The 15,287-nt window shown below is 63.9% G+C and carries 20 protein-coding genes and 1 pseudogene; 9 read left to right on the forward strand and 12 right to left on the reverse strand.

Going from position 1 to position 15,287, the window contains the following annotated elements:
* Positions 1-32: 32 nt before the first annotated feature.
* Positions 33-953, forward strand: a complete 921-nt coding sequence (locus RHO23_RS16435; protein ID WP_030096554.1) for a 1,4-dihydroxy-2-naphthoyl-CoA synthase — start codon at positions 33-35, stop codon at positions 951-953.
* A gap of 15 nt (positions 954-968) precedes the next feature.
* Here RHO23_RS16435 and RHO23_RS16440 read toward each other — a convergent pair whose 3' ends face one another.
* The 3 genes from RHO23_RS16440 to RHO23_RS16450 form a co-directional block, all read right to left on the reverse strand.
* Entirely contained in the window at positions 969-1,496 is a 528-nt protein-coding gene (locus RHO23_RS16440; protein WP_418037319.1) for a hypothetical protein, read from the reverse strand.
* The gene (locus tag RHO23_RS16445; RefSeq protein WP_064409576.1) at positions 1,493-2,152 is read right to left on the reverse strand and encodes a hypothetical protein; all 660 of its coding nucleotides are present in this window, start codon (positions 2,150-2,152) and stop codon (positions 1,493-1,495) included. The genes RHO23_RS16440 and RHO23_RS16445 overlap by 4 nt, the downstream gene beginning before the upstream one ends.
* Before the next feature lie 94 nt (positions 2,153-2,246).
* On the reverse strand, positions 2,247-3,083 hold the full coding sequence (locus RHO23_RS16450) for an SDR family oxidoreductase (RefSeq protein ID WP_070922999.1): 837 nt from the start codon (positions 3,081-3,083) through the stop codon (positions 2,247-2,249).
* A gap of 132 nt (positions 3,084-3,215) precedes the next feature.
* Here RHO23_RS16450 and RHO23_RS16455 point away from each other — a divergent pair, with 132 nt between their 5' ends.
* Both RHO23_RS16455 and RHO23_RS16460 read left to right on the forward strand, forming a co-directional pair.
* Positions 3,216-4,100, forward strand: coding sequence for an SDR family oxidoreductase (locus RHO23_RS16455; protein WP_070923000.1), 885 nt, complete (start codon positions 3,216-3,218; stop codon positions 4,098-4,100).
* Between the two features lie 28 nt (positions 4,101-4,128).
* Positions 4,129-4,515: a VOC family protein gene (locus RHO23_RS16460; RefSeq protein ID WP_057964836.1), complete on the forward strand. Its 387-nt coding sequence runs from the start codon at positions 4,129-4,131 to the stop codon at positions 4,513-4,515.
* Between the two features lie 28 nt (positions 4,516-4,543).
* Here RHO23_RS16460 and RHO23_RS16465 read toward each other — a convergent pair whose 3' ends face one another.
* From RHO23_RS16465 to RHO23_RS16475, 3 genes and pseudogenes are all read right to left on the reverse strand, one after another.
* Entirely contained in the window at positions 4,544-4,825 is a 282-nt protein-coding gene (locus RHO23_RS16465) for a hypothetical protein (RefSeq protein ID WP_030096548.1), read from the reverse strand.
* A 30-nt stretch (positions 4,826-4,855) separates the two neighbouring features.
* Positions 4,856-6,139 carry an inorganic phosphate transporter gene (locus RHO23_RS16470; protein WP_030096547.1) on the reverse strand — a complete coding sequence of 428 codons (1,284 nt, stop codon included), beginning with the start codon at positions 6,137-6,139 and terminating at the stop codon, positions 4,856-4,858.
* A pseudogene (locus RHO23_RS16475) lies at positions 6,124-6,338 on the reverse strand (hypothetical protein). The gene RHO23_RS16470 and the pseudogene RHO23_RS16475 overlap by 16 nt, the downstream one beginning before the upstream one ends.
* Before the next feature lie 62 nt (positions 6,339-6,400).
* Between RHO23_RS16475 and RHO23_RS16480 the strand changes: the two are divergent.
* Genes RHO23_RS16480 through RHO23_RS16490 form a run of 3 tightly spaced genes read left to right on the forward strand, consistent with a single transcriptional unit; the run spans position 6,401 to position 8,439 of the window.
* Entirely contained in the window at positions 6,401-6,742 is a 342-nt protein-coding gene (locus tag RHO23_RS16480; protein WP_030096546.1) for a DUF3349 domain-containing protein, read from the forward strand.
* Complete coding sequence (gene menE / locus RHO23_RS16485) at positions 6,739-7,887, forward strand: o-succinylbenzoate--CoA ligase (RefSeq protein WP_081347415.1); 1,149 nt, start codon at positions 6,739-6,741, stop codon at positions 7,885-7,887. The genes RHO23_RS16480 and menE overlap by 4 nt, the downstream gene beginning before the upstream one ends.
* Positions 7,888-7,920: 33 nt before the next feature.
* Entirely contained in the window at positions 7,921-8,439 is a 519-nt protein-coding gene (locus RHO23_RS16490; RefSeq protein ID WP_046254761.1) for a cupin domain-containing protein, read from the forward strand.
* Here RHO23_RS16490 and RHO23_RS16495 read toward each other — a convergent pair whose 3' ends face one another.
* Positions 8,440-8,898 (reverse strand): SRPBCC family protein, encoded by a 459-nt coding sequence (locus tag RHO23_RS16495; protein WP_057964927.1) that lies wholly within the window; start codon positions 8,896-8,898, stop codon positions 8,440-8,442.
* 52 nt (positions 8,899-8,950) lie between these two features.
* Between RHO23_RS16495 and RHO23_RS16500 the strand changes: the two genes are divergently transcribed.
* A complete protein-coding gene (locus RHO23_RS16500; protein ID WP_423489243.1) occupies positions 8,951-9,448 on the forward strand; it encodes a pyridoxamine 5'-phosphate oxidase family protein in 498 nt (165 codons plus the stop codon).
* Here RHO23_RS16500 and RHO23_RS16505 read toward each other — a convergent pair.
* Positions 9,445-10,218: an S-methyl-5'-thioadenosine phosphorylase gene (locus tag RHO23_RS16505; protein ID WP_057964928.1), complete on the reverse strand. Its 774-nt coding sequence runs from the start codon at positions 10,216-10,218 to the stop codon at positions 9,445-9,447. The genes RHO23_RS16500 and RHO23_RS16505 overlap by 4 nt on opposite strands.
* Positions 10,219-10,661: 443 nt before the next feature.
* Here RHO23_RS16505 and RHO23_RS16510 point away from each other — a divergent pair, with 443 nt between their 5' ends.
* Positions 10,662-11,279 carry a superoxide dismutase gene (locus tag RHO23_RS16510; protein ID WP_046256011.1) on the forward strand — a complete coding sequence of 206 codons (618 nt, stop codon included), beginning with the start codon at positions 10,662-10,664 and terminating at the stop codon, positions 11,277-11,279.
* A gap of 36 nt (positions 11,280-11,315) precedes the next feature.
* The gene (locus RHO23_RS16515; RefSeq protein ID WP_070915504.1) at positions 11,316-12,188 is read left to right on the forward strand and encodes a 1,4-dihydroxy-2-naphthoate polyprenyltransferase; all 873 of its coding nucleotides are present in this window, start codon (positions 11,316-11,318) and stop codon (positions 12,186-12,188) included.
* 20 nt (positions 12,189-12,208) lie between these two features.
* On the opposite strand, the gene RHO23_RS16520 is transcribed toward RHO23_RS16515, so the two are convergent.
* The 4 genes from RHO23_RS16520 to RHO23_RS16535 form a co-directional block, all read right to left on the reverse strand.
* Positions 12,209-12,625, reverse strand: a complete 417-nt coding sequence (locus RHO23_RS16520; RefSeq protein ID WP_081346039.1) for a hypothetical protein — start codon at positions 12,623-12,625, stop codon at positions 12,209-12,211.
* Positions 12,626-13,066: 441 nt separating this feature from the next.
* Positions 13,067-13,648 carry a Clp protease N-terminal domain-containing protein gene (locus tag RHO23_RS16525; RefSeq protein WP_070915506.1) on the reverse strand — a complete coding sequence of 194 codons (582 nt, stop codon included), beginning with the start codon at positions 13,646-13,648 and terminating at the stop codon, positions 13,067-13,069.
* Positions 13,649-13,654: 6 nt separating this feature from the next.
* A complete protein-coding gene (locus RHO23_RS16530) occupies positions 13,655-13,876 on the reverse strand; it encodes a sigma factor-like helix-turn-helix DNA-binding protein (RefSeq protein ID WP_030096538.1) in 222 nt (73 codons plus the stop codon).
* A gap of 54 nt (positions 13,877-13,930) precedes the next feature.
* Entirely contained in the window at positions 13,931-15,103 is a 1,173-nt protein-coding gene (locus RHO23_RS16535) for a cytochrome P450 (protein ID WP_070941451.1), read from the reverse strand.
* Positions 15,104-15,287: the final 184 nt, after the last annotated feature.

A 15,287-nucleotide genomic window follows, 5' to 3' on the forward strand; every position in this document is an offset into this window, starting at 1 on the left:
CCGCACATCGGGCGGCCTCTAGAGTCGGAGCCATGACCCAAGACGACGGGCAGACCGCCAATCCCTTTGACCCGACTCGCTGGCAGCCGGTGGCGGGATTCGAGGATCTGACCGACATCACCTATCACCGGCACGTCAGCCAAGGGACCGTCCGGATCGCGTTCGACCGGCCCGAGGTGCGCAATGCCTTCCGGCCGCACACCGTCGATGAGCTCTACCGAACCCTGGACCACGCCCGGATGACCTCCGATGTCGGGGCGGTGCTGCTCACCGGGAACGGCCCCAGCCCCAAGGACGGCGGCTGGGCATTCTGCTCCGGCGGCGATCAGCGCATCCGGGGCCGCACCGGCTACCAGTACGCCGGGGGCGAGACCGCCGAGACTGTGGACCCGGGCCGGGCGGGCCGCCTGCATATTCTGGAGGTGCAGCGCCTCATCCGCTTTATGCCAAAGGTGGTGATCGCCTTGGTGAATGGGTGGGCCGCCGGTGGTGGACACAGCCTGCACGTGGTGTGCGACCTGACCTTGGCCAGCCGCGAACACGCGCGCTTCAAGCAGACCGACGCCGATGTGGGCAGCTTCGACGGTGGCTACGGCAGCGCCTACCTGGCCAAGATGGTCGGGCAGAAATTCGCCCGTGAGATCTTCTTCCTGGGCCGCCCCTACACGGCCGAACAGATGCATCACATGGGCGCCGTCAACGAGGTCGTCGACCACGAACACCTGGAGACGGTCGCGCTGGAGTGGACCGCCGCCATCAACGAGAAGTCGCCCCAGGCACAACGAATGCTCAAGTACGCCTTCAACCTCACCGATGACGGGCTGGTCGGGCAGCAGCTGTTCGCCGGTGAGGCAACACGATTGGCCTACATGACCGATGAGGCCGTCGAGGGCCGTGACTCATTTCTGGAGAAGCGCAAGCCGGACTGGTCGCCCTACCCCTGGCACTACTAGACCCGCGGGCCCAGCTCAGCACGGGTTAGGCCTGCAGCGACCGCCCGACGACGACGCCGTGACTGTCGTCGTGGACGTGACCGTTGTGGGGACGGTGACGGTCGTCGTATTGGTGACGGTAGTCGGCACTGTTTCGGTAGTTGTCTCGGTGGTGGTCGTTGTCGCCGTCTCGGTGGTGGTAGATGTCGCCGTCACGGTTGCCGTCGAGTGGGAGGTCATCGTCTCCGTCACCGTCCTGGTCGAGGTACCGGTTTCCGTTGCGGTGACAGTCACCGGCGCCGCCGTTGGTGTGGTGGAGACCGAATTGACTACCGGCGTAGGCGCATCACTCTCCCCGCCCGCCGACTGGGCGAGCGCGACGCGGGCACCCACCGCGCCGGTGCCGATCACGATCGCCACCGCCCCGGCCACCAGGTACCACGTCAGGATCTGGCCTCGCAGCTGTCCGATTCCGGTCGCCACCGATCGGGGAACGTCGACATGTACCGCTCGCCGATCACGCGCGACGGAACGCAGCAGCCCGCGAACGGCCGGATCGTTCATCGGTCCGACCCCCGGGCGTAGGCAATCGGTGCGAGCACGCCGTCGGCAACCCGGAGTTCAGCCTGCACCTGCGAGGGCGTCAACCCGAGCATGTCCGAGAGATCATCGATGCCGACGTCGGCGAAGGCACTGAGTACCGCGGCCACCCGCTGAACCTGCGTCAACTGGGACAACGGGTTTGGCCCGGCGGCGGGACGCCCGGTCAGCGTGAGCCGCGAATGCGCCATCAGCGCGTGCACAAACCAGCACAACGTGAAGATCTGGATCGACTGATGCACCGGCCCGCGCCACTTGAGGGTCGCTTGGGCTATGGCCGTTTCCATCAATCGCTTGCCGACATCCGGGTCGTCGCACAGCAGGCTCGCGCACTCTTCGAAGATCGGTTTTTGGATCTCAAATGTCCGCGCCAGCTCTTCTTCCCGCCGGGTGAGGTCGGCAGTTATGCGCAACCCGGACGGCAGACCGAATTCCACCTGTTTGATCGCGGGAAACAGCGCCAGCGTCAACGCCAGTAATCCCACAAACCCCAGCACACCCAGCAGCAGAGGACTGCGAACAAATGGCCCAGCGGCTAGCGCGGCAATCGCGACAGCGACGGGCAGCATGATGCGCGGCTGGAACAGATCCGTCCACCGCCGAGGCTCGGTCTTACACATCGTGAATACCCCTCTATACGAACTGCGTGGGGCAATCGTCGCCGCACCGTCGCAGGGAGAGCGCGAGTAACCGACTACTCGATTCTCCGGGCGGTTACCGCCCCGCGCGCTCCATCCAGAAGTCGAGTTCGAGGTCCTCTTCGGCGCATTGGCGGTACTTCGAGAAGTCGGTGACGCCGGCCTCGGTGAGCACCTCGTCGTCGATGAAGCTGTTTCCGGTCACCTCGCGGCTGGGCTTGATCAGGATCTCGTACGCGGCGTCGGCCATGATCTCGGCCGAGCGACAGCGCGCCACCAGCTCTGCGCCGAGGATGTTGCGGATGGCGGCGGTGTCGATCGTGGTGCGGGGCCACAGCGAGTTCGACGCGATGCCGTACTCACGCAGTTCATGCGCCAGCCCGATGGCCACCAGGCTCATGGAGAACTTCGAGATCGTGTACGCGGTCGTGGTCTGATCGAACCACTTGGGTTCCAGCGTGATCGGCGGCGACAGGGTCAGGATGTGCGGGTTGTCCGCCTCCTTGAGCGCACCGATCGCCGACTTCGACAGCGAGAAGGCGCCCCGGGCGTTGATGTCCTGCATCAGGTCATAGGCCTTCATCGAAATCGATTCCGAGGGAGCCAGATTCAAGGCACTGGCATTGTTGACCACAATGTCGATCCCACCGAACCGCTCGACCGTCTGGGCCACGGCCGAGGCGACCACCTCGTCGTCACGGACGTCGCCGAGGATCGCCAGCGCCTGACCTCCGGCGGCCTCGATCTCGTCGGCGGCGGTGTAGATGGTGCCGGGAAGCTTCGGATGCGGCTCGGCCGTCTTCGCCATGATCGCGACATTCGCACCGTCACGCGCGGCCCGCAGTGCGATGGCCAGCCCAATGCCGCGGCTGCCTCCCGACATGATGATGGTCTTACCTGCCAGCGATCCCATAGCCACGTCCTTGTCGTCATAGGGGATGAGTGAGGCCAGCGTAGGACACTGCCGGTAAGGCATACCTTCGAGACCTAAGTCACCCAGGCCCGGCATTTCGCACTCATCGCGAGGGGCTTACAGTTCTTACTCGTGAGTAAGAACTCGGTGAGCAAGCGACTCAACACCGCCTTTGCGCGTGCCCTGATGCAGCCTTTCCCCAGCCCATCGCTCATTCGGGCGAAGTTCGACGCAAACTACGGTGTCTCGGTCAAGGACAAGCGCGTTCTCATCACCGGCGCGTCCTCGGGTATCGGCGAGGAGGCCGCATACCAATTCGGCAAGCTCGGCGCCAAGGTCATCGTGGTGGCGCGGCGTGAAGACTTGCTGAACGAGGTCGCCGCGCGCATCACCGCCGCGGGCGGTACCGCGGATGCCATCGCATGCGACCTGTCCGACCTGGACGCCATCGACAAGCTGGTGCAGACCGTGAACGAGCGCCACGGCGGCGTCGACATCCTGGTCAACAATGCCGGTCGCTCCATCCGGCGCAAGACCTACGAGTCTCTGGATCGCTGGCATGACGCCGAGCGGACCATGCAGCTCAACTACTTCTCGCCCCTGCGGCTGATCCGCGGGTTCGCACCCGGCATGGTCGAACGTCGCAGCGGCCACATCATCAACGTCGCGACCTGGGGAGTGCTCACGGACGTGGTGCCGCAGTTCGCGGTGTACAACGCCTCCAAAGCCGCACTCTCGACGGTGAGCCGCATCGTGGATGCCGAGTACGGCAAGTACAACGTGCACACCAGCACGCTCTACTTCCCCTTGGTGCGTACCCCGATGATCGCGCCGACCGAGGCGTACACCAATGCGGCGGCGCTGACCTCCGCGGAAGCCGCCGAGTGGATGGTGCTGGCGGCCCGTACCCGGCCGGTGCGTATCGCCCCGCGAATTTCGGTGATGTCGGCCGCCACCAACGCAGTGGCCCCCAGCCTGGTGACAAAGGTGGCGATGTCGGGGCGCGAAACCCTTTAATATCTCGGCGCCCGTGATACACACGGGTATGGAGATATTGTCCAGCCGAATTTTGTTGCGGCCTAAGGACTATGACGCGACGCTGGCGTTCTATCGGGACACCCTGGGCCTCGCCGTCGCACGCGACTACGGGGCTGGCATGGTGTTTTTCGCCGGACAGTCCCTCATCGAGATCGCCGGGCACGGCCGCGCCGACGGCCCCCTCACCGCATTTCCGGGTGCCCTCTGGCTCCAGGTACGCGACGTGTATGCGACGCAGACCGACCTGGAGAGCCGCGGTGCCTCGATAAGCCGTGCCGCACAGCAGGAGCCGTGGGGTTTGCATGAAATGCATGTCGCGGCACCTGACGGCGTCACGCTGATCTTCGTGCAGATCCCACCGGACCACCCACTACGCAAAGACACCCGGCGGTAGTCCCGCCGGGTGTCTTTGGTTGGTCTCGCTACTTCTTGACGAACGGGAAGAAGTCGATGCCCGTGTGGTGAATGATCGTCGTCCGGGTGATCCACAACAGCGCGAGCACGACAACCGCTCCCACCAAAGTGAAGAGAGCCAGCCCCAGGAACTTCACGGCCGGGTTGGGTGCGGTGACCGTGCCGTCGTCATTGGCGCCGCCGGCACCCGAGGAGTATGCGACCAGGCCCGCCGCGAACAACGCGGGCAGACCCGCACCGAGGACCAACCCAACAACGAGCACCTTGCCGATGGCTTCCAAGTAGTTCATGGAGGATTCCTTCTTTTCGCTGGGGTTGGGTTAGACCGAGGCCGTGTCGTTGGCGGAGTCCTTCTTCGAGGCATCCTTGCTCTCACCGGACGCTTCGGTCTTGGCCTCGCGGACATCGGCGGGCACCACCGAGTTGGTGGAGTCATCCCAATCGGCGTTGACGTTGCTCGAGTCGACCTTCTCCTGCTGAGCGCGCCACCACATGTAACCGGAGAGTCCGACCAGCAGGGCGAAGATGATCAGGTCGCCGACCATCGGCGTGGTGAGATCGCCGACGCCCTTGGAGAGCCAGTAGGACAGCGCGCCGACGATACCGGCGGCGGGCAAGGTGACCAGCCAAGCCAGCACCATGCGGCCGGCCACGGCCCAGCGCACCTCGGCACCGGGCTTGCCGACACCACTACCCAGGATGGAACCGGTGGCGACGTGCGTGGTGGACAGGGCCATACCGGCGGCGCTGGAGCTCAGGATGATCGCGGCCGAGGACGCTTCGGCTGCCAGACCCTGAGGCGATTCGATCTCGACGAGGCCCTTGCCCAGGGTCCGGATGACACGCCATCCACCGAGGTAGGTTCCGAGGCCGATCGCGATGGCGCAGCTGGCGATGATCCAGAACGGCAGGCCGGTCTCCTTCACGTTTCCGCTCAGGTGGCCGGTGGTGATGAGCGCCAGGGCGATGACACCCATGGTCTTCTGTGCGTCGTTGGTTCCGTGTGAGAGCGCAACCAGGGAGGCGGTGGCGATCTGGCCCCAGCGGAAGCCCTCTTCACGACGCTTCTTCACCACGTTGCGGGTGATGCGGTACACCAGCCAGGTGCCAGCGGCCGCGACCAGACCCGCGATGAGGGGGGCGGCGAACGCGGGGATGATGACCTTCTGCAGGATGCCGTCCCACTTCACGCCCGAGAGGCCGATGGCGGCGAGGGCGGCACCGATAAGGCCGCCGAAGAGTGCGTGCGACGAGCTGGACGGAATACCGAAGAGCCAGGTCAGCAGGTTCCACAGGATGCCGCCGATGAGGCCCGCGAAGATGATCGTCAGGCCCATGGACGGGGTGATGTTGGGCAGCAGATGACCTGTCTTGCTGTCTTGCACCTTGATAACCGAGGTGGTCACCGTGACGGCGACCTCGACAGAGAGGAAGGCGCCGACAAGGTTCAGGACGCCAGCAAGCAGAACCGCGGTCTTGGGCTTGAGTGCGCCCGTTGCGATGGACGTCGCCATGGCGTTACCGGTGTCATGAAACCCGTTGGTGAAGTCGAAGGCCAGTGCCGTTGCGATCAACAGCACCAGAATGATCATGGTTGCGTCCATGGCGCTAATTCTGGGGTAAAGGCCTTGACTTTGACCAGCTGATGGACGACCAAGTTCGGGCGCTGACCGGCCAGTTTGATATTTCCCGCAAGGAGTTCACATTCCGTTAACCTTCCGGGTGCTGACTGTTCGAACTGCGCGCGGGCTTCCTGGCTGATTGCGGCTAGTTTTGCCTGGCGACAACACCAACCAACAGCACTACGATCCGTACCAAGTCGATACGAATAGGACGGCCGCCCGTCCCTACAGGAGTTTGAGGCCGTGAACGCATTTCTGAGCAAGATCGTCACCTGGCTTCGGGCGGGATACCCCGAAGGTGTCCCGCCACCCGACTATGTCCCGCTGTTGGCACTGCTGGGCCGCAGGTTGAGTAATGACGAGGTCAAGACCGTGGCCCGCGAACTGATGGCCCGCGGCGACTTCGACAACATCGATATCGCCGTGCTCATCACCCAGGTCACCGATGAGCTGCCGACCAGCGACGACATCGAGCGCGTCCGTGAGCGACTGGCGAAAAAGGGCTGGCCCCTGGATGATCCGCGCGAGCCCGCGGACCATCGTGACGAACCGGGCTCCGGTCAGGCCACCGACCACCCGGCGTGACCCGGCTACTGCGCGCCCTGCCCGTACCCAGCGGGCAGACCATGCTCGGCCTGCTCCCCCGCCTGGCGGAACTGCTGGACGGTCGCGGCGACGCAGTGCTGCCCGTACCTGCCGATGACGCCGATCAGGCACATTTCCTCGCCTCCGAACTCGCCGCCGACGAACCGATCGCCGAGGATGTGGCGGTGGTGGTGTCAACCTCCGGCACCACCGGAAAACCCAAGGGCGCCATGCTCACCGGAGACGCGCTGACCGCCAGTGGCGCCGCAACACACGCCCGCCTGGGCGGGACCGGCCAATGGCTACTGGCGCTGCCACCCCATCACATCGCCGGAATGCAGGTGTTGCTGCGCAGCATCCAGGCCGGAACCGAACCCGTGGTCCTCGACGTCTCGACGGGCTTTTCGCTACCCGACTTCGTGCGCGCCGCCGCCGAGATGACCGGAACCCGTCGATACATCTCCCTGGTGGCAATACAGCTGGCCAAGGCATTGGAAGACCCCGCCGCATCCGAGGTGCTCGCATCCTTTGACGCGGTCCTGCTGGGCGGTGGCCCGCTACCCGCGCCCGTCGCCATCCGGGCGGCGCAGGCACGTGTCCCGGTGATCCGGACCTACGGCATGAGCGAAACCTGCGGCGGATGCGTGTACGACGGGGTGGCCCTTCGCGGAGTCCAAGTGCGCATCGGGACGGAGGGCCAGATCAGCCTCGGTGGTGCCACCGTGGCGTCGGGCTATCGAAACATCGCGAGCCACAAGGCATTCTCGGAGCCCGGATGGTTCCACACCGATGACTTCGGCGAGCTCCACGATGGCCGGCTGCGGGTACTGGGCCGTCTGGATGAGGCCATCAGCACCGGCGGGCTCACCGTGGTTCCGCAGGTGGTAGAGGCAGCTCTGGCCACTCATCCGCTGGTCGCCGAATGTGCGGTGTTCGGTGTACCCGATGATCGGCTCGGCCAGCACGTCGCCGTGGCGGTCGTGCCGTCACCGGCGGGCACTCCGACGCTGGAGGATCTGCGGGCGCATGTCGCCGCGGCTCTCGAAGACACCGCCGCCCCACGCGAACTGCATCTCCTCGACGAACTGCCCCGGCGCGGGATCGGGAAACTCGACCGCCGTGCCCTCGTCAAACGCTTCTCTTGACCTCAAGCTCACTTGAGTTCATAGCGTTGTCCCATGACACGTGAGGAGTTTGTGCCAGGCTCCGCGCCTCTGGTGCGGCACAGCGATCGCGAGATCCTCAGCACCGCACCCGGAAACGCGACCGGATTGGTGATGGATTCCGACGCGACCGGTGGGGCGGTCAGCGTCCTGAACATCTACCTGCCCAAGGGCGCCGACGGCGCGGCCCCGCACTTCCACACCCGCTCCACCGAGCTGTTCTATCTGGTGTCGGGGCGGCTGGAAATCCTGGCGGGCGATCGCATCGAGGTTCTGGAACAGGGTGACACGCTGTTGGTTCCGCAGCTGATGCCGCACGCGTTCGGCGCTACCGCAGACAGCGATGCCAACATCTTCACGGTCCTCTCCCCTGGGGTCCAGCGCTTCGACTATTTCCGGCTGCTGGACCGAATCGTGCACGGCCAGGCCGATATCAGCGAGCTGCGGGCATCACAGCAGACCTACGACAATCACTTTGTGAAAAGCGCGGTGTGGTCTGCGGGACGCGGCCTCTCGGCGCTGGACGCCCCCTAGTCACGCGGCCTCGGCGACCGCCTTGATCCGATTCAAGGTCTCCCGCATGCCGTTGCGATTCGTGCGGCCCCGCGCCCAACCCAACAGTGCCCAGTAGATCCGCACCGGTAAGGAGGGAGTCAGTTCGAAGGATTCGGTGACGTCGGTACCGTCACCGGCCGACTCGAACTGATACCGCCAGGTGTTCACCGTCTTACCGTTCGGCAAGAGCACCGCGAAACCAAACGAACGATCGCGGTCACACTCGACGATGCGGCACACCGTCCAATAGACGGGTCCCTTCTGGTTGCGCTTCACATGGCCGCGGAAACGCACCCCGACCGCAGGAGCACTGGCTCCGTCGAGCCACTCGGCCTCAAATGTCTCGGGACTGAACCTGCCGGTGTTAGTAATGTCGCTGACCAGGCCCCAAATCTTGTCCGCAGGAGCCGCCATGTGCACGGTGACCGAATCACGCATGGCGTTACGGTACCCGCGATGAATCCAGGTGCCAGGCCGGGTCTGTATGAGCATGACCCTTACCCCTCATTTCGACCAGCGGTTCAGCGAGCCCGGCGCGGCCGCACCCGCGTGGAGCGACGTATCGGCGCTGCTTGCCGCCGCCGAGCTGTACTGGATCACCACCGTGCGCGCCGACGGCAGCCCCCATATGACTCCGCTCGTGGGCCTGTGGCGGGACGAATCGTTCGTGTTCTGCACGGGCCCCACCGAACAGAAGGCCCGTAATCTCGACGCGAACCGCACCGTGGCCATCGCGACCGGTGCCAACACGTGGAATGACGGGCACGACGTCGTGGTCGAGGGGGCGGCCGAACGCGTCACCGATGCCGCCGCACTGCAGAGTCTCGCGGACGCCTATCTCGAAAAGTACGGCGAGGATTGGAAATTCACGCCGAGCGAGGGCGGCTTCGGCGAGGGCGACCAGTTCGCGGTCGTATATACCGTGACGCCGTCTAAGGTGCTGTCCTTCACCAAGAACCCACACGGACAAACGCGTTATGCCCGCTAGGGAAGCTCGATCGGCAGCTTGACACCGTCATGCGCACGGCAGTGCCCACAGGTGTCGACGGATTCGGTCGCGGTGACGGCAGCGCGCACCAACTCCTTAAACCCGCCGATGTTGCGTTCGAACTCGGCGAACACGTCTACCGCGCGCACCCCTTGCCCGTGTTCAATTCCGGCGTCCAGATCGGTGACCAAGGCGATTGCGGCATAGCAGATTTCGAGTTCTCGAGCCAGCACCGCCTCGGGGTATCCCGTCATGTTGACCAGGGTGAAACCCTGCGAGGCGTACCAGCGGCTTTCGGCTCGAGTCGAGAACCGCGGCCCCTGCACCACCACCATCGTGCCGCCGTCCACAGCCTCGGGTTGCAGCGATACAGCACGCAACCCCGGGCAGTACGGGTCGGCGAATTCCACGTGGATACCGCCGCTGTCGAAGAAGGTCTGCTCGCGCCCGCTGGTGCGATCGACCAGCTGATCGGGTACCACGATGGCGCCAGGGCCCAGATCAGGGGTGAGACTGCCCACCGCGCACGGCGCGAAAACCCGGCGCACACCGAGAGCGCGCAGCGCCCACATATTGGCGCGGTAGGGCACGGTATGTGGCGAGAACTCGTGGCGACTGCCGTGCCGTGGCAGAAACGCCACCTCACGCTCTCCCACCAGCCCGACCGTGATGGGCGCGCTGGGCTGACCGTACGGTGTCGTCGGGGTGACGGTCCGCACCGGTTTGTCGAAGAACGAATAGAAACCGCTTCCACCTATCACCGCGAGCATGCCGTCATTGTCGTGCAACACCCCGGCCAGCGGCCAATTGGGTGCGTGGCATACCCCTCAAACAATTGGTCGCCAAAATGCGTGCAACAGTTCCCGACGAATCTGGGCAATAATTTTGTCAACGACACCAAGCAATAGACCGAATGTTGCTGTCGCCCAATGATGTAGAGAATCATCACCGTTCCCGGCGCCGCCACGGCGTAGATGAGAATTGCTGATAGAAACCAGGTTTTTCGGTGAATTATGCCGTTCTGCCAGACTCGCGCCGGCGACCTTGACGCATCCCCCACCACGTCTACCGTGGAGGAGTGAATTCGATTGGGCATCAACTACATCGAAGACAATTCCTGATAATGACCGCGTCGGCCGCGGGAGCCCTCACGCTCGCATCATGCGCCGATGAACCCCGGGGAGAAGCGCCTCAGGAAGAGGAGAAGAGCAGCGTGTATACATTGCCGAATCTCGACTGGGATTACTCGGCCCTGGAGCCGCATATCTCCGGCGAAATCAACCAACTGCACCACGACAAACATCACGCCGCCTACGTCAAGGGCGCCAACGACGCCGTGGAGCAGCTTGCCGAGGCCCGCCAGAAGGCCGACAACGCCGCAATCGTGCTGCTGGAAAAGAATCTCGCCTTCAATCTCGGCGGCCACGTGAACCACTCGATCTGGTGGAAGAACCTCTCTCCGAATGGCGGTGACAAACCACAGGGTGACCTGGCAGCCGCCATCGATCAGCAGTTCGGCAGTTTCGACAAGTTCCGCGACCAGTTCTCCGCAGCGGCCAATGGCGTTCAGGGGTCAGGCTGGGCATGGCTCGGATACGACACCCTCGGCAAGAGACTCCTGACGTTCCAGATGTACGACCAACAAGCCAACGTGCCGTTCGGCACGATTCCCCTTCTTGGCTTGGACGTCTTCGAGCATGCCTACTACCTGCAGTACAAGAACGTGAAGACCGACTACATCAAGGCCTTCTGGAACGTGGTGAACTGGGCAGACGTCCAGGCTCGTTTCTCGGCGGCACTATCGAAGACAGCAGGACTCATCTTCCCGTAGCGGGTAATCGGGCGCGGCCATGGCAGGATCGGCCGCATGGCCAGCATCGCGCAGTGGATCGAAGGTTCCCGTCCCCGTACCTGGCCCAACGCGCTGGCACCGGTCATCGCGGGCACAGGCGCCGCCGCGGCGGCCGACAGCCCCGTCTGGTGGAAAGCGCTGCTGGCCCTGGCCGTATCGGTAAGCATGATCATCGGCGTCAACTTCGCCAATGACTACTCGGACGGAATTCGCGGAACCGATGACGACCGGGTGGGACCACTACGGCTGGTCGGCTCCCGGCTGGCATCGCCGTCGGCAGTCAAGGCCGTCGCCATCGCGTTCCTGGCTCTGGGCGCCGCCGCGGGATTGGCGCTGTCCATCACCACCGCCTGGTGGCTGGTAGCGGTCGGCGCAGCGTGCGTCGCGGGCGCCTGGTTCTACACCGGGGGTTCGAAGCCCTACGGATACAGCGGGTTTGGCGAAATCGCCGTCTTCATATTCTTCGGCCTGGTGGCCGTGCTGGGCACCGAATACGTACAGGCCTTGACGATCAGCCGCACCGGCCTGGCACTGGCGGTGGCAATCGGCAGCTTCTCCAGCGCCGTATTGGTGGCCAACAATCTGCGCGATATCCCCACCGATCGCGAATCCGGCAAGATCACGCTGGCCGTCCGATTGGGCGATGCGCGCACCCGGATCCTGTTCCCGGCACTGCTCGCCGTTCCGGTTCTGGTCAGCATCGGCCTGGGCATTGGCCACCCGTGGCACCTGCTGGGGCTCGTGATGTTGCCCCTCATGGTCAAGGCCGCCCGCCCAGTCGTCACCAAAGCGCAAGGGCCGGAGTTGATCCCGACATTGCGCGACACCGGCCTTGCCATGCTTGGCTGGGCGATTCTCACCGCCTCGGCCCTGACCTGGCTGAGCTAGCCCTCGCGGACCGTGACGTCTTAGGAGAAGTTCTTACAGACGACGCCCGTGTTTTGGCAGGTCACACCGGTATGGTCCGGTGCGCTTACCCATCCGCCGCCCTGGGTGAGGCCCGGAGGTAGATCTGAGCGATTCGGGTTACCGGTGGCATCGCAGAACACCCAGCTGTTTTGGCACGCATGTCCCTGACCGTGCGGAAGGGTTCCCCAGCCGGTGTTTCCATCCCTGCCGGGCTGCTGATTGGTAAACGACCAGCGTGACCCATCGCCCACACCTGGTCCGGGTATTGGCGTCACCGGATCGGCAGGGCCCGCGAGTGTCTGTCCCACCGCCGGCTCGCGCAGAACACTGACGCCCGGCGCCCCGAGCCCCAACAGCGGGAGGGCTAACAACGCCGTACAACAAAGAACGTTTTTGGTCTTGGTAAGTGCATACATGGTGACTCCGTAGGTCCGCATATTCAGGTGCGGCCCCCGGGAAACCACTAACAACGAAAAACGTTAGGCGCCGCTTCTATGTCATCCACAGTACACCTGCCGTTCACTTTGACTCAATCTGAAGTTAAAGTGTCGCCAAACCCTTACCCCGGTAGGGGTATGCACCTCGCAATGTGGTCACAACCGTCCACTACCTGGGCATAAGACACCGCAAGATAACGGCGGCGCGGCGAGTTCTCTGATATCCGTAGGTCCCGACGAGGGACCGCGGCCAACGGCCCATTGACCATGAGACGTCTCAGTGATAAGGGCCGAGTTACCTGCGTCATGGCCGACCGGTATGCGCCACGCACATCACAAACTGAACGCTCCCACAGCGGTCCAACTTCATGTGTCCGCAAACGCGATGCCCGGCGCCCCGGGGTCAATCCCCTCGTGGCGCTAGGCGGCCCGATCGAGCAGTCCGACCACTGCTTGCCGCAGCTCATCGGCGGGCACCCGCTCGGTGATCACGGCCAGAGCCACCGGGTCACCACCCCGCAGAATGCCCAGCACCATGTGCTCACATCCGATCCAATTGTCTTTGTGCGCAATGGCTTCCCGCAAGGCTAGCTCCAGGCATTTCTTGGCTGAGGAGTTGAACGGGATCATCCCAAAGGGGCGCCACCCGCGGGCACGCCCCTTGCGACGCCCCGATTTCTCAAATGCCTTGTCGAAGGCTTGCGGGCCGAAGACTTTCGACACACTGTCACGCACCTGCGACAAATCGATGCCAATGGCCTTGAGCGCCTGAGCATCCTCGTCGTCCAGCGGCGGCTCCTGAGATCCGGCGCGCAGCCGGTCACGCACGGCGTCGGCACTCAGCCCGTACCCGCCCAGCAGGTCCAGAAGGGGTCCGCTCGCACTGTCCAGCACACCGACCAGGACATGCTCGGCCCCGATGCGCGATTCGTCCATCTCGCGGGCCTCCTCTTGCGACAGCACCACGGCGACCTTGGCCGATTTCTGGAACTTCTCGAACATGGCTGCTCACTTCCTCGCGCGGTTGTATTTCTGATGCACTGCCTGGCGGCTCACTTCGAGGGCCTCGGCGATCGCCTGCCAGCTCCAGCCCTGGTTGCGTGCATTGGTGACGTGGATTGCTTCGAGTCGTTCGCACAAGCGCCGCAACGCCTGTACGGCTCTCAGGCCGACGGCCGGATCCGTACTACTGACGGCGTCGTCCAGATCGGCCGACGGAATATCACCCATGGTTGTCAATATAGATTGACGACCATGGGGCGTCAAGGAAAGTTGACAGGCGGCCTACCAGCCGACAGGCAACTCGAACAGACCCCCGGTCAGCAGATCGGACCGCATCGTAAGTTCCGAGACTTCCTTACGCAGATACAGCCCGGGCAGTCGCTCGACCAGCTGCCCGAGCACCGTGGTGAGCTGCAACCGGGCCAGCGGCGCACCCACGCAATAACGCGCGCCGTACCCGAACGTGACATGAGCCGCGGTGTGCCGGGTGACATCCAGCCGGTCCGGGCCGCCGAATACGGCCCGATCGTGATTGGCCGCACCGACATCCAGCAAGAGGAGGTCTCCGGCAGCGATATGCACCCCATCGAGGTCGAGATCTTCACGCGCGTATCGCGGTATCTCGCCGCCGCCCGTACGCGAGGCACGCAACGTCTCTTCCACCGCGTTGGGAATCAGGTCCGGTTGTGCCACAAGCAAAGCCCACTGTTCGGGATTGGCCAGCAACAGCAGTGCGGCCAGACCGAGCTGGACAACGGTGGTCTCGTGCCCACCGAGAAGCAACGCCATCGATTGCGAGGCGATCTCGTGGTCGGCGACACCGTCCACAGCACAGAGACGGGAGATCACGTCATCGCCGGGGTCCTCGCGCTTACGGCCAACCAGTTGTAACCCGTATACGAAAAGCTGGCCCATCCCCCACTCAGACAGGCCCCGATCGCGGGTATTCGATGCGGCCGTGGTCCATTCACGAAACTCGGCCCTGTCCGCGTAGGGCACACCGAGCAGTTCGCACAACACCATCATCGGCAACGGCTGGGCGACGGCGGTGTACAAATCCGCGGGCGGGCCCTGCTCGATCATCGTGTCCAGCAGTTCGGTGGACAATTCGGACACACGATTTTCCAACGCCCGCATCTGTTTTGGCGTGAAATGCGGTTGCATGAGCCGTCGCCCCCGCGCATGGTCGTCACGCTCGGTCTCATAGTTGCCGATCGGTCCACCGAAGAACGCCGATTTACCGGACCGGGCAGCGGTTTCGGGCTCGGGGTGCGACCGGCCCACCCGATCGTCATCGAACAGCTGCCGCACTGCCGCATGTCCGGTGACGAGCCAGGCGGGGTCTCCGACGGCAGTGGTCACCCGGTGCACGTTCCCGGCACACTGCAGCTCCCGCTGCAGGGGAGCCGGCGTGAACAATCCCTCACGCGCGAAGGGCAGCTGCGGCGGTTCCATGAAATTACTGACCCCCAGGATCAAAAAATAGAACCTCTAGTCAATTACCCCAGGCATCATAAGCGACCCGCCATGACCAGGTTCTCAAAATTCGGAAAACCATCAATATTTGCCAATAGTAGTCAACTCTTAGATACAAGCACTTAATCGCATCTTATCAGTTTCTCTTTGCATTGCCAGTATG

Origin of the sequence: Mycobacteroides sp. PCS013, assembly GCF_049532645.1 — a bacterium.
GTDB classification, from domain to species: domain Bacteria; phylum Actinomycetota; class Actinomycetes; order Mycobacteriales; family Mycobacteriaceae; genus Mycobacterium; species Mycobacterium gwanakae.

Bases quoted from the DNA above. Each gene is read 5' to 3' on its own strand.
- RHO23_RS16505 (WP_057964928.1), bottom strand. From the start codon at position 10,218: ATGCTCGCGGTGATAGGTGGAAGCGGTTTCTATTCGTTCTTCGACAAA.
- RHO23_RS16445 (WP_064409576.1), bottom strand. From the start codon at position 2,152: ATGTGTAAGACCGAGCCTCGGCGGTGGACGGATCTGTTCCAGCCGCGC.
- RHO23_RS16460 (WP_057964836.1), top strand. From the start codon at position 4,129: ATGGAGATATTGTCCAGCCGAATTTTGTTGCGGCCTAAGGACTATGAC.
- RHO23_RS16535 (WP_070941451.1), bottom strand. From the start codon at position 15,103: ATGGAACCGCCGCAGCTGCCCTTCGCGCGTGAGGGATTGTTCACGCCG.
- RHO23_RS16495 (WP_057964927.1), bottom strand. From the start codon at position 8,898: ATGCGTGATTCGGTCACCGTGCACATGGCGGCTCCTGCGGACAAGATT.
- RHO23_RS16450 (WP_070922999.1), bottom strand. From the start codon at position 3,083: ATGGGATCGCTGGCAGGTAAGACCATCATCATGTCGGGAGGCAGCCGC.
- RHO23_RS16490 (WP_046254761.1), top strand. From the start codon at position 7,921: ATGACACGTGAGGAGTTTGTGCCAGGCTCCGCGCCTCTGGTGCGGCAC.
- RHO23_RS16525 (WP_070915506.1), bottom strand. From the start codon at position 13,648: ATGTTCGAGAAGTTCCAGAAATCGGCCAAGGTCGCCGTGGTGCTGTCG.
- RHO23_RS16520 (WP_081346039.1), bottom strand. From the start codon at position 12,625: ATGTATGCACTTACCAAGACCAAAAACGTTCTTTGTTGTACGGCGTTG.
- RHO23_RS16515 (WP_070915504.1), top strand. From the start codon at position 11,316: ATGGCCAGCATCGCGCAGTGGATCGAAGGTTCCCGTCCCCGTACCTGG.
- RHO23_RS16530 (WP_030096538.1), bottom strand. From the start codon at position 13,876: ATGGGTGATATTCCGTCGGCCGATCTGGACGACGCCGTCAGTAGTACG.
- RHO23_RS16500 (WP_423489243.1), top strand. From the start codon at position 8,951: ATGACCCTTACCCCTCATTTCGACCAGCGGTTCAGCGAGCCCGGCGCG.
- RHO23_RS16440 (WP_418037319.1), bottom strand. From the start codon at position 1,496: ATGAACGATCCGGCCGTTCGCGGGCTGCTGCGTTCCGTCGCGCGTGAT.
- RHO23_RS16435 (WP_030096554.1), top strand. From the start codon at position 33: ATGACCCAAGACGACGGGCAGACCGCCAATCCCTTTGACCCGACTCGC.
- RHO23_RS16470 (WP_030096547.1), bottom strand. From the start codon at position 6,139: ATGGACGCAACCATGATCATTCTGGTGCTGTTGATCGCAACGGCACTG.
- RHO23_RS16465 (WP_030096548.1), bottom strand. From the start codon at position 4,825: ATGAACTACTTGGAAGCCATCGGCAAGGTGCTCGTTGTTGGGTTGGTC.